Origin of the sequence: Streptomyces sp. NK15101 (genome assembly GCF_020400725.1) — a bacterium.
Classification (GTDB): domain Bacteria; phylum Actinomycetota; class Actinomycetes; order Streptomycetales; family Streptomycetaceae; genus Streptomyces.
Map to the genome: position 1 here is coordinate 1 of NZ_JAINVG010000004.1, position 13,358 is coordinate 13,358.

Genomic DNA, 13,358 nt, shown 5'->3' on the forward strand with positions numbered 1-13,358 from the left:
CCCGCCGCAACCTCGTCGCCGTCGGCGCGGGCGCGCTCCTCGTCGCCGTCCTCGGCACCGTCGTCACCCTCGGCGCCACCTCCGGCAACGGCGAGAACCCCGCCACCGACCGCGTCACCTCCGACAGCACCGCGAGCGAGAGCGGCACCGACGACGGCCTCGACGGCGAGGAGCCGCCGGCCGACGGCGAGACCGCCCCCGCCGAGACGGGACAGTCGACCCGCTCGGACTCCCCGAGCCCGTCGAGCTCGGACAGCGCGTCGCCGTCCGCCTCGACGGACCCGTCCGCCTCGGGCTCGCCCTCGCCCTCGGACAGCCCGACGGGCACCAGCACTCCCACGACGACCAAGGCGCCGACGAGTCCGGCGGCCACGACCACGACGGGCGGGCCGCGCCCGACGATCACGCGCCCGCCGACCACGCCCACGTCGTCGACGTCCGCAAGCCCTTCGGAGAGCCCGAGCTCGTCCCAGTCGACGCCCACGTCGCCCTCTCCGACAGGGTCCACCAGCTCTCCCGCGACCGGCGAGACCACCACCCTCGGCGCCCCCTCCGCCTCCGGGACCACCGCCGCCTCGGAGACGCCGGCCTGACCCCGTACGAGAACGACGACGGCCCCGGGCGCGCTCACCGCGCCCGGGGCCGTCGTCCGGAAGACAGGTCTCAGAAGAGCCGCAGCTTGTCGTCCTCGATGCCGCGCAGCGCGTCGTAGTCGAGGACCACGCAGCCGATCCCGCGGTCCGTCGCGAGGACCCGCGCCTGCGGCTTGATCTCCTGGGCCGCGAAGACGCCCTTCACCGGTGCGAGGTGCGGGTCGCGGTTGAGCAGCTCCAGGTAGCGGGTCAGCTGCTCGACGCCGTCGATCTCGCCGCGCCGCTTGATCTCCACCGCGACCGTCCCGCCGTCGGAGTCCCGGCACAGGATGTCCACGGGGCCGATCGCGGTCGGGTACTCGCGGCGGATCAGGGTGTAGCCCTCGCCGAGGGTCTCGATGCGGTCGGCGAGCAGCTCCTGAAGGTGCGCCTCGACGCCGTCCTTGATGAGGCCCGGGTCGACGCCCAGCTCGTGCGAGGAGTCGTGGAGGATCTCCTCCATCGTGATGATCAGTTTCTCGCCCGCTTTGTTGATCACGGTCCAGATGCCCGCCTCGCCGTCGGCGCCCTCCTTCAGGGTGCACGGCGGGGACATCCAGTTGAGCGGTTTGTACGCCCGGTCGTCCGCGTGGACGGAGACGCTGCCGTCTGCCTTGACCAGGATCAGACGGGGTGCGGAGGGCAGGTGGGCGGTGAGCCGGCCCGCGTAGTCCACGGAACAACGGGCAATGACGAGACGCATGGTCGGCAACGCTACAAGACGGGCGCTCTTCCGCGCGATTCGGGCATCGCCCCGGCGTCTCCCAGGGGCCGTCGTGAGCCGAACACCCGTCGGTTATCAGCCGGTTGTGTGCCCATTCTTCTGGTGTCGCCCGGACCGCGCGCTTACCGTGGAAGCTGGAGGTCGTCGTCCGTGCACGCTGCGTGGCGCACGGCGGCCTTCGTCCCTGCCCGCAAGACCCCGTCCGCGGGGTCGCGAGAGGAGAACCCATGTCGCTCGACGTCTCACCGGCCCTGTTGGAACAGGCCGAGCGAGGCGAGGTCGACGAAGCCGACTTCGTCGACTGCGTCCGGACCTCCCTGCCCTACGCGTGGGAGATGATCAGTTCTCTGGTGGCCCAGCTGAAGGTCGACGGCGGAGAGTTCGCCGACAACCAGACGCCGCCGCCGAATGAGCAGGCACGTGGTCAGCTGCTGCGCGCGCTCGCGAGCGATGCCATTCGCGGTGCGCTGCAGCGGCACTTCGGGGTGCGTCTCGCCTTCCAGAACTGCCACCGCGTGGCGGTCTTCCCGCTGGACCCGTCGGTGGACGAGCGGCTCGCCCGTTTCACGTCCGTACGGGGGCAGCTGCTGAACCAGTCGCCGGAACTGCGCGACTGCTGAGACATGGTGCTGCCGCTCCGCACCGCGGGAGAACGCGACCGATGCGAGCCGACGCGCATCGCCGCCGACGGGCGCGGAAGCGGCAGCACAGTCCCGGACAGGAATCCGACGAGGCCCGGAGGGGTGATGAACGCCCTCACACCAGGAGCGGGAGGACCTCCGCGCCCAGGCGCCGGACGTTCTCCTCGGTCGCCGCGAGATCGCCCGAGCCTTCCGCGAGGAGGGCGAAGCGCGTGATGCCCGTGCGCTCCGCGGTCGCCGCGAGCCGGTCCGCCGCCAGCCGGGGCGTGCCCACCGGGTGCAGCCCGCACAGCAGTTCCGTGTACGCCAGGGGGTCCCGCATCACCCGGTGCCGGCCGTCCACCGTCACATGCGCGTCGAGCCCCTGCTTCAGCCAGCCCGGCATCGCCTTGACCAGTGCCTCCACCGCGTCCGCGCCCCGGTCCGCGAGCTGGGCCACCCCCGCCGAGACATGGCCGGCGCCGATCCGCGCGATCTCGTCCGGGTCCCGCCCGGCCTCCCGCGCGCACCGCGCCCAGGCCGCGACCATCTCGGCCTTGTCCTCGTCGCCGCAGTGCATGCCGAGCAGCATCGGCAGTCCGCGCTCCGCCGCGAGCCTCACGCTCTTCGGCGAGGTGCAGGCCACCACCACCTCGGGGGAGGCCGCGCCGCCGATCAGCTCGTCGGGGCGGGGCACCACGGGCACCTCACGGAAAGCGAATCGTTCCCCCTCGGCGCCGACGCGCGGCTCGGTGAGCCAGCGCAGCAGCAGGTCGAGCGATTCGGGGAACCCCTCCTCGTACGCCGCCAGACCCGAGCCGAAGACCTCCAGGTCCACCCAGGGCCCGCCCCGGCCCACCCCCAGGGTGAACCGGCCGCCCGAGGTGAGGTGCAGCAGCGCCGCCTGCTCGCCGAGGGCGACCGGGTGGACGGTCGGCAGCACGCTCACCGCCGTGCCGACCCGGAGCCGCCGGGTGCGGCCGAGGAGCAGCGCGGCCAGCGTCACGGCCGAGGGACAGACCCCGTACGGCACGAAGTGGTGCTCGGCCAGCCAGACGGAGTCGAGCCCCGCCTCCTCCGCCACCTCGGCGGTCCGCACCGCCCGGTGCAGTGCCTCCCCCTGGCCCTGGCCCGGGAACTGGGCTGCCAGAACGAACGTACCCACGCGCATCGCCTTCTGCCTCCTTGCGGCCGACGCGTATCTCCCCTCGCACTGGCACCAACGTCTGACACGTGCCAAAGGCAACGGCCGTTCATGAAGTTCTTGCGATTTTCCGCTAAGCCGTCCCGGGCGGGGCCCGGGGCACCACGTGGCGGCCCGTAGGCTGGAGGGAACGGTCCGTGTTCCCAGACCCCGTGAGGTGTGCCCGTGTCCCCGCGTCACAACCGCTCCCGAGGCGGCGAGAAGCCCGCGCAGCAGGGCGACCACGGAGACAGGTACGGGGGCGTGCAGCGCACCGAGACCTGGCAGGGCGAGGAGTGGTACGTCCGCCTCGTCGCCGGGGCGAGCGCACCGGGCAAGCGCTACCGCTGCCCGGGCTGCGACCAGGAGATCCCGCCGGGCGCCCCGCACGTGGTCGCCTGGCCGGAGTGGGGCGGGGTGGACGACCGCCGCCACTGGCACAAGGCCTGCTGGAACGCGAAGGACCGCCGCACCAGCAGGGTGCAGCGGTCCCGCAACGCGCCGAGGTACTAGGTCGGCCGAGGTACTGGGTCACACGTCCCGGCTGTTCAGCAGGGCGTACGCGCCGCCCAGCGCCGCCGCCGCGATCGCCGCCATGATCAGCAGCGGCTCCCAGCCCGCCGGGCCCGAGTCCCCGAACGGCGGGGTCTCGCTGTAGAGCGAGATCATCTGCGAGGGGATCGCGTACGTGAACAGGAACTCCTGCACCGACTTCAGCGCCGCCGAGAACATGAACAGGGCCGCCACCAGCGGAAGCAGCAGCAGACCGATCATCACCGTGATCGCGCCGGCCGAGTGCCGGATGAGCGTCCCGATCGCCAGCGACAGCAGGCCGAGCACGGCCAGGTAGCCGCCCGCGCCGACCGTCGCCCGCAGCCACTCCGCCGTCGTCGGCGTCGCCGCCGTGTCCACGATGGCGACCTGCGCCACCGCCACGAGCGTCGCGATCAGGGTGGTGACCGAGAAGACCAGCAGGAAGAAGACGATCGCCTTCGCCGTGAGCACCCGGGCCCGGCTCGGGCACGCCGTCAGGGTCGTACGGATCATGCCCGTGCCGTACTCGGAGGCGATCGTCAGGACGCCGAGCGTGATCACGCAGATCGACGCCGGCAGCATCCCGAAGAAGCCGAAGGCGAGCGCGGACTCCTCGCCCATCGGGGCGTCGGAGCTCGCGGCGACCGCCGCGACCCCCAGGCCGATGGCGAGCATCAGCAGGATCATGACCCCGAGCGTCCACATCGTCGAACGCACCGAGCGGATCTTCGTCCACTCGGAGGCGAGCGCGTCACCGAGGTGCGCGGCGCGGACCGGGATGGGGGAGACGTAGGCGTGCGGAGCCGGGGCGTGGTGGTGGGCGGGGGCGGTCATCGGGCGTCCTTCGGGGTGTCGCTCGGCTGCGGGAAGCCCGGCTGCGGGGCGGCCGGAGGGGCGTACGGACCCGGCGCGGGGGCGTGGGGGGCCTGCGGAGCAGCGCCGTACGGGTTCTGCCCGGGCGGCGGCGGGGCGTACCAGCCCTGCTGCGGCACGTCCGGGACCGGCGGCTGCGGCGGCATCCCGTACCCCGGCTGCCCGGGCTGCACCGGCGGCTGGAGGTGGGCGAGGCGGTCGTCGGTGGAGCGGTAGTCCACGGCGCCCTGCGTCAGCCGCATGTACGCCTCCTCCAGCGACGCCTGGTGCGGGGACAGCTCCCAGAGGCGTACGTCCGCACCGTGCGCGAGGTCGCTGATCCGCGGCAGCGGCAGGCCCGTCACGCGCAGCGCCCCGTCCGGCTCCGACAGCACCTGGCCGCCGGCCTCGGTGAGCACCGACGTCAGCTTCTCCCGCTGCGCCGGCTCGGTCCCCGGGGTCCGCACCCGGGCGAAGTCGGCGGAGTTCGCCGAGATGAAGTCCTTGACGGACATGTCCGAGAGCAGCTGCCCCCGGCCGATCACGATCAGGTGATCGGCCGTCAGCGCCATCTCGCTCATGAGGTGGCTGGAGACGAAGACCGTGCGGCCCTCGGCGGCCAGCTTCTTCATCAGGTTCCGCACCCAGAGGATGCCCTCGGGGTCCAGGCCGTTGACGGGCTCGTCGAAGAGCAGCACCTGCGGGTCGCCCAGGAGCGCCGCCGCGATGCCGAGCCGCTGGCCCATGCCGAGCGAGAAGCCCTTCGAGCGCCGCTTCGCGACGTCCTGGAGGCCGACCACGCCGAGGACCTCGTCGACGCGCTGCGCCGGAATGCCGGCCAGCTGCGCGAGCGAGAGCAGATGGCTGCGCGCGCTGCGGCCGCCGTGCACGGCCTTGGCGTCGAGGAGCGCGCCGACCTGCCGGGGCGCGTTCGGCAGCTGCCGGAAGGGGTGGCCGCCGATCGTGACGTGACCCGCGGTGGGCCGGTCGAGCCCCAGGATCATGCGCATGGTCGTCGACTTGCCGGACCCGTTGGGTCCCAGGAACCCGGTGACGACACCGGGCCTCACCTGGAAGGAAAGGTTGTACACGGCCGTCTTGGCGCCGTAGCGCTTCGTCAGGCCGACTGCCTCGATCATTCTCCAGCCCCATCGACAGGTCGGTCGCATCCATGTCGGGGCGTGGCGGCCGTCGGCCGGAGCCCCCCGTATGAGCTAGGAGCTTATCCAGCCGTTGACGGTTCTGGCCAAGCCCGGGGAATCAGGCGTCCCGTTTCTTCATCACCAGATAGCCGCCGACGAGCGAGGCCACCACCCAGAGCACCATGATCCCGAGCCCGCCCCACGGCCCGTACGGGGCCTCCTCCGAGTTCATCGCGTCCGGGACGATCCGCATGACCTTCGAGCCGGCCTGGTCCGGGAAGTAGAGCGCCACCTCCTTCGCCTTCGGCACGGCCGACAGGATCTGCGAGACCAGGAAGAAGAACGGCACGAGGATGCCCAGCGACAGCATCGACGAGCGCAGCATCGCCGCCACGCCCATGGAGAAGATCGCCATCAGGCCCATGTAGAGCCCGCCGCCGATGACCGCCCGCAGCACGCCCTCGTCCCCGATGGAGGTCCGGTGCTCGCCGAGCAGCGCCTGTCCCAGGAAGAAGGAGAGGAAGCTCGTCACGAGACCCACCAGGAGCGCGAGCCCGCCCGCCACCGCGATCTTCGAGAAGAGGAAGGTCGCGCGCTGCGGCACGGCGGCCAGCGAGGTGCGGATCATGCCGGAGGAGTACTCGGTCCCCACCACCAGGACGCCGAAGACCACCATCGCCAGCTGTCCCAGGATCATCCCGGAGAAGCTGATCAGGGTGGGGTCGAAGGTGGCCTTCTCGACCTCCCTCATGTCGTCGAAGGTGGCGTTCGTCAGGGCGCACAGCGCCGCGCCCATCGCCACCGTGACGAAGAGGGCGCTCGCCAGCGTCCAGACGGTCGACGAGACCGTCCGGATCTTGGTCCACTCGGACTGCAGGACCGCGGATGCCGCTGCCATCGATCAGGCTCCCTCGGAGGTCGTGCCCCAGCGGGGGCCGGGCGCCGCGGCGCCGCCGTGAACATCGGTGCCCTGCGCGTGGTACTCCACCGCGGCGGCCGTCATCTGCATGAACGCCTCTTCGAGGGAGGCGCGCTGGGCGCTCAGCTCGTGCAGCACCAGACCGTTCTCCGCGGCCAGCTCGCCCAGCTTCTCCGTCGTCGCCCCGTCCACCTCCAGGGCCCCGCCGCCGGCCTCGACCACGACGAATCCGTTCGCGTGGAGGACGTCCCGCAGGCGTTCCTGCTGCGGGGAGCGCATCCGCGCATAACTTCGGGAATTCTGCTGGATGAAATCCGCCATCGAGGTGTCGGCCAGCAGTTTCCCCTGCCCGATCACGATCAGGTGATCCGCCGTCAGCGCCATTTCACTCATCAGATGGCTGGAAACGAAGATCGTCCGGCCCTCGGCCGCCAACGCCTTCATCAGATTGCGGATCCAGTGAATTCCCTCGGGGTCCAGACCATTGACGGGCTCGTCGAACATCAGGATCTCGGGATCGCCGAGGAGCGCCGAAGCGATCCCGAGGCGCTGCCCCATGCCGAGGGAGAAACCCTTCGACTTCTTCTTCGCGACCGCCGTCAGGCCCACCAGGTCCAGCACCTCGCCCACCCGGCTCGCCGGGATGCGGTTGGACTGCGCCAGACACAGCAGGTTGTTGTAGGCGGAACGCCCGCCGTGCATCGCCTTGGCGTCGAGCAGCGCCCCGATGTACTTCAGCGGCTCGGCCAGGTCCCGGTAGTGCTTGCCGTCGATCCGGACCGTCCCGCTCGTCGGGTTGTCCAGGTCGAGCATCATCCGCATCGTCGTCGACTTGCCCGCCCCGTTCGGCCCGAGGAAGCCGGTGACCACGCCAGGACGGACCTGGAAGGACAGGTGGTCGACCGCCGTCTTCGTCCCGTAGCGCTTGGTCAGGCCCTCAAGCTCGATCATGCGTCCCAACCTACGGGCGCGCAAAACCCCCCGCCACCGGAGTGGCGGGGGGTTCCGTGACGTGCTGTCGGCCCGTTACCGCGACTGCTGGGCCGGGACGCCGGCCGTGCGCTCGTCGTCGATCGGGGAGCCGGCCGCCGCCACCGCGGCACCGGTCAGCGTCGCCAGCATCTCGCGGACGTTGGTCAGCTGCGCGTTGATCGAGTCGCGGCGGTTCGTCAGCGCCGCGAGCTCGCGCTCCGATTCCGAACGGATCCGGTCGGCCTTGGCGTTCGCGTCGGCCACGATGTCCTCGGCCTGGCGCTGCGCGGTCTCCACCGTCTGACGGGCCCGGCGCTCCGCGTCCGTGCGCAGCTTCTCGGCCTCCAGGCGGAGCTGCTCGGCGCGGTGCTCGATCTCCGCGAGGCGCTTCTCGGCCTTCGCCTGACGCGAGGCCAGGTCCCGCTCCGACTGCTCACGGCGCTTCGCCAGGTTCGTCTCGAAGTCCGCGGCGGCCTGGGCGGCCTTGGCGCGGGTCTCCTCGAAGAGGGCGTCGGCCTCCTCGCGCTTCGACTGCGCGTCCTTCTGGGCCTCGGCGCGCAGCGTGTTGGCCTCGCCCTGGGCCTTCTCGACGATCCGGACGCCCTCGTCCTCGGCCTTCGCCTTGCGCTCGGCCGCGAACGACTCGGCGTCGTTGCGCACCTGCTGGGCGGCCGACTCGGCCAGCTCGCGGTGCTGCTCGGCGGCGCGGCGGGCCTCCTCACGCAGGTCCTTCGCCTCCTCCTCGGCCAGCCGGAGGATCTTCTCGACCCGGGCACCGAGCCCCGCGTACGACGGCTCGGCGTCGGTGACCTGCGCCTGGGCGTTCTGCGTCTCGAGGTGGAGCTCCTCGATGCGCTTCTCCAGCGAGGTGATGCGGGACAGGGCGCTGTCGCGGTCGGCCACGAGCTTGGTAATGCGGTCGTCCACCTGACCGCGGTCGTAACCGCGCCGCACGAGCTCGAAGCCGAAGGGGGAGGAAGTGTCGCTCATGGGGTTCCTGTCGAATGAGACCGGTGAGGTGTTAGGGGGAATCCTAGGGGCCGAAGCGGCGTGTCATCGAGCGTATGCCCGTTTGATCTGGAGAATGTCCAGCCTTTTGAGTGGCTAGCCGTCCTGGGACTTGCCACCCGTCCGGGTGGAACCCGCCGAGGCACCCGCCTTGACCCCGTCCTTTCCGCCCGAAGGGGTCTCGAAAGACTCCAACGCCTCCAGCACGTCCTGGACACGGGAGATCTCGGCATTGATGTCCTTGCGACGGCGCGTCAGCACCTCCAGCTCGCGCCGACCCTCCGCGACCGTCTTCTCGGCCTCGGCCGCGGCCTCCGCGCGGATCCGCTCGGCCTCCGCCTTCACGGCCTCGGCCTCCGCGATGATCGAGGCCTTCTTCTGCGCGGCCTCCTTGAGGAGCGCGTCCGCCTTGCGGACCGCGGCGATCCGGACCTTGCTCGCCTCCGAACTCGCCTCGGAGACCAGCTCCTTCGCCTTCTCCTCCGCCTCGGCGCGCTGCTCGGTCGCGGCCTTCACCAGCTTGTCGACGCGCTCGCCCGCCGTCTTCATCTGCTCGGCCGTCTCGCGCCGCGCCCGCTCGTGCAGCTCCTCGATCTCGCTCTCGATCCGGCCCCGCAGCTCCTCGGCCCGCTCCCTTATGGCCGTCGCGTCGCTGCGCGCCCCGACCAGGAGCTCGTCCGCGTCCGCACGGGCCTTCTCCACCAGCGTGTTGCCCTCGACGGTCGCCTCGGCGACGATCCGCTCGGCCTCCTTGCGGGCCGCGCCGACCATCGTGTCCGCCTGCGACTCGGCCTCCGTGGTGGCGCGCAGCGCCTCCTCCTGGGCCTTGGCGACGAGCTGGTCGGCCTGCTCGGCCGCGTCCGAACGCTTCCGGGCCCCGGCCTCCCGGGCCTCGTCGAGGGTCCGGTCCGCCTCCGCGCGGGCCTCGGCGCGCATCTGCTCGCCCGCCGCCGCGGCCTCGGCCTTGACCCGCTCCGACTCGGTACGGATCCGCTCGGCGTCCCGCAGGGCCTCCGCGATCGCCTCGGCGCCCTCGGCGCGCAGCCGCTCGGCCTCCTCCGAGGCCGCGGCCACGGTACGGCCCGCCTCGGCACGGGCGTCCGCGCCGACCGAATCGGCCAGCTCGGCCGCCTCGTTCACGATCCGCTCGGCCTCGGCCGTCGCCTCGCCGACGAGGGTGTCGGCCTGCTCCGCCGCGTCCGTGCGGCGCTTGTCGGCGGCCTTGCGGGCCTCGTCCAGGATCTGGTCGGCGTCGGCGAGCGCGGCGTTGCGCAGGGCCTGCGCGTGCGCCTCGCCGTCGGCCTTGACCTGCTCGGCCTCCGCGCGCAGCCGCTGGGCGTCGCGCTCGGTCGTCTCCCGCAGCTCGGCGGCCTCGGCCGCGATCCGCTCCGCCTCGGCGGTGGCCTCGCCGACGAGGGTGTCGGCCTGCTCCGCCGCGTCCGTGCGGCGCTTGTCGGCGGCCTTGCGGGCCTCGTCCAGGACCCGCTCGCCCTCGGCGCGGGCCTCCGCCCGCAGCGCCTCGGCCTGTGCCACGCCGTCGGCCAGGACCTGCTCGGCCTCGGCGCGGATGCGCGCGGCGTCCTGCTCGGTCGTCTCCATGAGCTCGACCGCCTCGGCGGTGAGCCGTTCGGCCTCGGCGGTGGCCTCGCCGATGAGGGTGTCGGCCTGTTCGGCGGCGTCGGTGCGGCGCTTGTCGGCGGCCTTGCGGGCCTCGTCGAGGATCTGCTCGCCCTCGGCGCGGGCCTCCGCCCGCAGCGCCTCGGCCTGTGCCACGCCGTCGGCCAGGACCTGCTCGGCCTCGGCGCGGATGCGCGCGGCGTCCTGCTCGGTCGTCTCCCGCAGCTCGGCGGCCTCGGCCGCGATCCGCTCCGCCTCGGCGGTGGCCTCGCCGATGAGGGTGTCGGCCTGCTCGGCGGCGTCGGTGCGGCGCTTGTCGGCGGCCTTGCGGGCCTCGTCGAGGACCCGCTCCGCCTCGGCGGCGATCCGCTCCGCCTCCGCGCGCGCCTCGCCCACCGTCGTCTCGGCGCGCTCGGCGGCCTCCGAACGGATCCGGTTCGCGTCCTCCCGGGCGTCCGCGCGGGTGCGGGCCGCGTCCTGCTCGGCCGAGGCGAGCGAGTCCGTAGCCTCGGTCCGTACCCGCTGCGCGTACTCGGCGGTGTCCGCCCGCAGCTTCTCCGCCTCGGCGAGTGCGTCCGTGACCGTCCGCTCCGCCAGAGCCTTCGCGGCCTCCGACTCCTCCTGGGCACGCGCCCGCGTGCGGACGGCGTCCTCGGACGCCCGCTCCCGCTCCTCGTACGCGTCGGCGCGGACCCGGTCCGCCTCCTCCTGCGCCTCGGTGCGCGTCCGCTCCGCCGCGTGCTCGGCGGCGCTGCGCAGTCCGGCGATCTCCTCCTCGGCCTGCTCGCGCAGCCCGGCCACCGAGTCCCGCACCTCCTGGGCGGCTCGCGAGGCGGCGGCGACCATCTCGGTCGCCCGCGCGTCCGCCTCCTCGACCAGGCGCTGCGCCTCGGTCTGGGCCTCCTCCACCCGCTTGCGGGCGGCGGCGAGGAGCTCCTCGGACTGCTCGCGGGCGTGCTCGCGCTCCCGGCCGGCCTCGGAGCGGGCCGACTCGAGGGTCTCCTCGGCCTCCCGGCGGCGCCGGTTGGCCTCGTCCTGCGCGGCGGCCAGGGCCTCGGCGGCCTCGGCGGCCACCCGCTCGGCCGCGGCGGCGGCCTCGGCCCGCACCCGGTCGGCGGTCTCCTGGGCCTCCGAGCGCAGCCGCTCGGCCTCCTCGGAAGCCTCCGTGCGGAGCCGTACGGCGGCGGACTCGGCCTCCGTACGGGTGGTGGACGCGTCCGACGCGGCCTCGGCGCGCAGCCGCTCGGCCTCCTGCTCGGCCTGCTCCCGGAGCGAGCGGATCCGCTCGGCGGCCTCGGTCCGCAGCCGCTCCGTCTCCTCGGCGGCCTCGCGCCGGATCCGCTCGCCCTCGGCCCGCGCGTCGGTGAGCTCCTCGCCGGCGGCCGCGACCTTCGCCTCGGCGTCGGCGTGCAGCCGGGCCAGCTCCTCGGCGGCCTCCGCGCGGCGCGCCTCGGCGGCCCGCTCGGCGTCCGCGCGCAGCCCGGCGGCGGCCTCCTCGGCCGCGTCCTTCACCGACTCGGCCTGCTCCTCGGCCTCGGCGCGCAGCCGCTCGGCCTCGGCGCGGGTGCGCTCCAGGGTCTCCTCGGCCTGGGCGCGGAGCGTCTGGGCGCGCTCCATGGCCTCCGACTTGACCCGCTCGCTCTCGGCGCCGGCCTTGGCGCGCAGCTCGTCGGCGTCCGTACGGGCCTTGGTGAGGAGCTCCTCGGCGGTCTTGGCCGCCTCCTCGATCTGCTGGAGGGCCTCGCGCCGGGCCTCGCCGCGGATCCGCTCGCCCTCGTCGATGGCCTCGGCGCGCAGCTGCTCGGCCTCGCCGCGCAGCCGGCGGGCCTCCTCCTGGAGCTCGACCGTCTTGGCGCGGTACTCCTTGGTGTCGTCCTTCGCCGAGCCGAGCAGTTCGTCGGCCTGCTCCCCGGCCTCGGCGCGCAGCCGGTCCGCCTCGGCCTCGGCCTCGCGGCGGACCCGCTCGGCCTCCTCGGCGGCCTTGCGGGTGGTCTCCCGGGCGTCCTCGGACGCCTTGGTGAGGATCTCCTCGGCGCTGCGGGCGGCCTTGGCGAGCGCGGCGGCGGAGTCCTCGGCGGCGGCCGTGAGGGCCTTCTCGGAGGCCTCCGTGAGGAGCTTCTCCGCCTGGGCGGTGGCCTCGCGGAGCCTCTCCTCGGCCTCCGCCTTGAGCGCCTCGGCCTCCTTGGTGGCCTCGCCGACGAGCCGGGCGATCTCCGTCTTGGCGGTGCGGGTGCGCTGCTCGTTGACCGACTCGGCGGAGGCGAGCTGCCTGGCGGCGGCCTCCTTGGCCTCGGTGAGGGCCTTCTCGGCCTCGGCGCGGGCGAGCCGCAGCTTCTCCTCGGCCTCCTGCATGCGCTGCTCGGCGGCGCGGGAGAGTTCGGCGGCCTGCCGGCGGGCCTGGTCGGTCTCGGCGGCGGTGGTCGAACGGAGCTGCTCGGCGTGGCTGGTCGCCTCCTGCGCCTGGCTGGAGGCGGCGCTCAGGAGCCGCTCGGCGTCCTTGCGGGCGCGCAGCAGAATCGCTTCGGCCTCGGCTCGGGCGGACTCCGCCTCGGCGCCGACGCGGCGGCTGGTCTCCTCGGCGAGCCGGGTGGCCTCGGCGCGGGCGGCGGCGAGGGACTGCTCGGCCTCCGCGCGGGACTCGTCGAGGAGGCGGCGGGCCTGGGACTCCGTGCGGGCACGCAGCTGTTCGGCCCAGGCGACGTTCTCGTTGACGTGCGCCTCGACGGTCTGGCGGCGCTCGTTGAGCTCCTGGTCGAGCTGCTGGCGGCGCTGGACGGCCTCGTTGTGCAGCTCGGCCTGGAGCCGGGCCTGGTGCTCGGCGTGCTCCTGGAGGATGCGCTGGGTCTGGGCGCGGGCCTCGCGCAGCTCCCGCTCGGCGTCCTGACGGAGCTGCTCGGCCTGCGCCTGCGCGTTCCGCAACAACTGCTCGGCCTGATAGCCGATGTCGGCGCTGTCGTACGCGGGCCGGGACGCGATGGTGCGGCGCGCCTCGTGGAGCTTGGCGCGCAAGACCTCGACCTGGTAGCCCAGGTCCTCGGCATGCTGGACGGCCTTCTCGCGTTCGGTCTTCAGCCGGTCCATCTCGGCTTCGAACCTGGCGAGATGGTCGTCTTCAGCTCGGCGGCTCTCCTGGTGTTCGTAGCCCCGCACTGCGC

The 13,358-nt window shown here is 73.3% G+C and carries 10 protein-coding genes and 1 pseudogene; 3 read left to right on the top strand and 8 right to left on the bottom strand.

The annotated features are described in order from the left end of the window. Nucleotides 1-593: pseudogene (locus K7G60_RS02870) on the top strand (ATP-binding protein); the annotation flags it as partial. 70 nt (nucleotides 594-663) lie between these two features. Here the strand turns inward: K7G60_RS02870 and nucS are convergent. After that, a complete protein-coding gene (gene nucS / locus K7G60_RS02875; RefSeq protein ID WP_225799173.1) occupies nucleotides 664-1,335 on the bottom strand; it encodes an endonuclease NucS in 672 nt (223 codons plus the stop codon). A 248-nt stretch (nucleotides 1,336-1,583) separates the two neighbouring features. Here nucS and K7G60_RS02880 point away from each other — a divergent pair, with 248 nt between their 5' ends. Continuing rightward, the gene (locus K7G60_RS02880; protein WP_015036224.1) at nucleotides 1,584-1,976 is read left to right on the top strand and encodes an SCO5389 family protein; all 393 of its coding nucleotides are present in this window, start codon (nucleotides 1,584-1,586) and stop codon (nucleotides 1,974-1,976) included. 136 nt (nucleotides 1,977-2,112) lie between these two features. Here K7G60_RS02880 and K7G60_RS02885 read toward each other — a convergent pair whose 3' ends face one another. Beyond that, the gene (locus tag K7G60_RS02885) at nucleotides 2,113-3,147 is read right to left on the bottom strand and encodes an LLM class flavin-dependent oxidoreductase (RefSeq protein ID WP_225799174.1); all 1,035 of its coding nucleotides are present in this window, start codon (nucleotides 3,145-3,147) and stop codon (nucleotides 2,113-2,115) included. Between the two features lie 198 nt (nucleotides 3,148-3,345). On the opposite strand from K7G60_RS02885, the gene K7G60_RS02890 reads away from it, so the two are divergent. Further along, nucleotides 3,346-3,672, top strand: coding sequence for an ATP/GTP-binding protein (locus K7G60_RS02890; RefSeq protein ID WP_225799175.1), 327 nt, complete (start codon nucleotides 3,346-3,348; stop codon nucleotides 3,670-3,672). An 18-nt stretch (nucleotides 3,673-3,690) separates the two neighbouring features. On the opposite strand, the gene K7G60_RS02895 is transcribed toward K7G60_RS02890, so the two are convergent. The 6 genes from K7G60_RS02895 to scy form a co-directional block, all read right to left on the bottom strand. Next, nucleotides 3,691-4,527 (bottom strand): ABC transporter permease, encoded by an 837-nt coding sequence (locus K7G60_RS02895; RefSeq protein WP_225799176.1) that lies wholly within the window; start codon nucleotides 4,525-4,527, stop codon nucleotides 3,691-3,693. Further along, entirely contained in the window at nucleotides 4,524-5,684 is a 1,161-nt protein-coding gene (locus tag K7G60_RS02900; RefSeq protein ID WP_225799177.1) for an ABC transporter ATP-binding protein, read from the bottom strand. The genes K7G60_RS02895 and K7G60_RS02900 overlap by 4 nt, the downstream gene beginning before the upstream one ends. Before the next feature lie 121 nt (nucleotides 5,685-5,805). Next, the gene (locus tag K7G60_RS02905) at nucleotides 5,806-6,585 is read right to left on the bottom strand and encodes an ABC transporter permease (protein WP_225799178.1); all 780 of its coding nucleotides are present in this window, start codon (nucleotides 6,583-6,585) and stop codon (nucleotides 5,806-5,808) included. 3 nt (nucleotides 6,586-6,588) lie between these two features. Next, on the bottom strand, nucleotides 6,589-7,557 hold the full coding sequence (locus K7G60_RS02910) for an ABC transporter ATP-binding protein (RefSeq protein ID WP_225799179.1): 969 nt from the start codon (nucleotides 7,555-7,557) through the stop codon (nucleotides 6,589-6,591). Nucleotides 7,558-7,632: 75 nt separating this feature from the next. Beyond that, nucleotides 7,633-8,568 carry a cellulose-binding protein gene (locus K7G60_RS02915; RefSeq protein WP_030694501.1) on the bottom strand — a complete coding sequence of 312 codons (936 nt, stop codon included), beginning with the start codon at nucleotides 8,566-8,568 and terminating at the stop codon, nucleotides 7,633-7,635. A gap of 114 nt (nucleotides 8,569-8,682) precedes the next feature. Next, on the bottom strand, nucleotides 8,683-13,353 hold the full coding sequence (gene scy / locus K7G60_RS02920) for a polarized growth protein Scy (protein WP_225799180.1): 4,671 nt from the start codon (nucleotides 13,351-13,353) through the stop codon (nucleotides 8,683-8,685). Nucleotides 13,354-13,358 lie beyond the last annotated feature (5 nt).

Excerpts from the sequence above, each read along its gene's own strand:
- K7G60_RS02910 (WP_225799179.1), bottom strand. The coding sequence starts at position 7,557 with ATGATCGAGCTTGAGGGCCTGACCAAGCGCTACGGGACGAAGACGGCG.
- nucS (WP_225799173.1), bottom strand. The coding sequence starts at position 1,335 with ATGCGTCTCGTCATTGCCCGTTGTTCCGTGGACTACGCGGGCCGGCTC.
- K7G60_RS02905 (WP_225799178.1), bottom strand. The coding sequence starts at position 6,585 with ATGGCAGCGGCATCCGCGGTCCTGCAGTCCGAGTGGACCAAGATCCGG.
- K7G60_RS02880 (WP_015036224.1), top strand. The coding sequence starts at position 1,584 with ATGTCGCTCGACGTCTCACCGGCCCTGTTGGAACAGGCCGAGCGAGGC.
- K7G60_RS02895 (WP_225799176.1), bottom strand. The coding sequence starts at position 4,527 with ATGACCGCCCCCGCCCACCACCACGCCCCGGCTCCGCACGCCTACGTC.
- K7G60_RS02885 (WP_225799174.1), bottom strand. The coding sequence starts at position 3,147 with ATGCGCGTGGGTACGTTCGTTCTGGCAGCCCAGTTCCCGGGCCAGGGC.
- K7G60_RS02900 (WP_225799177.1), bottom strand. The coding sequence starts at position 5,684 with ATGATCGAGGCAGTCGGCCTGACGAAGCGCTACGGCGCCAAGACGGCC.
- K7G60_RS02915 (WP_030694501.1), bottom strand. The coding sequence starts at position 8,568 with ATGAGCGACACTTCCTCCCCCTTCGGCTTCGAGCTCGTGCGGCGCGGT.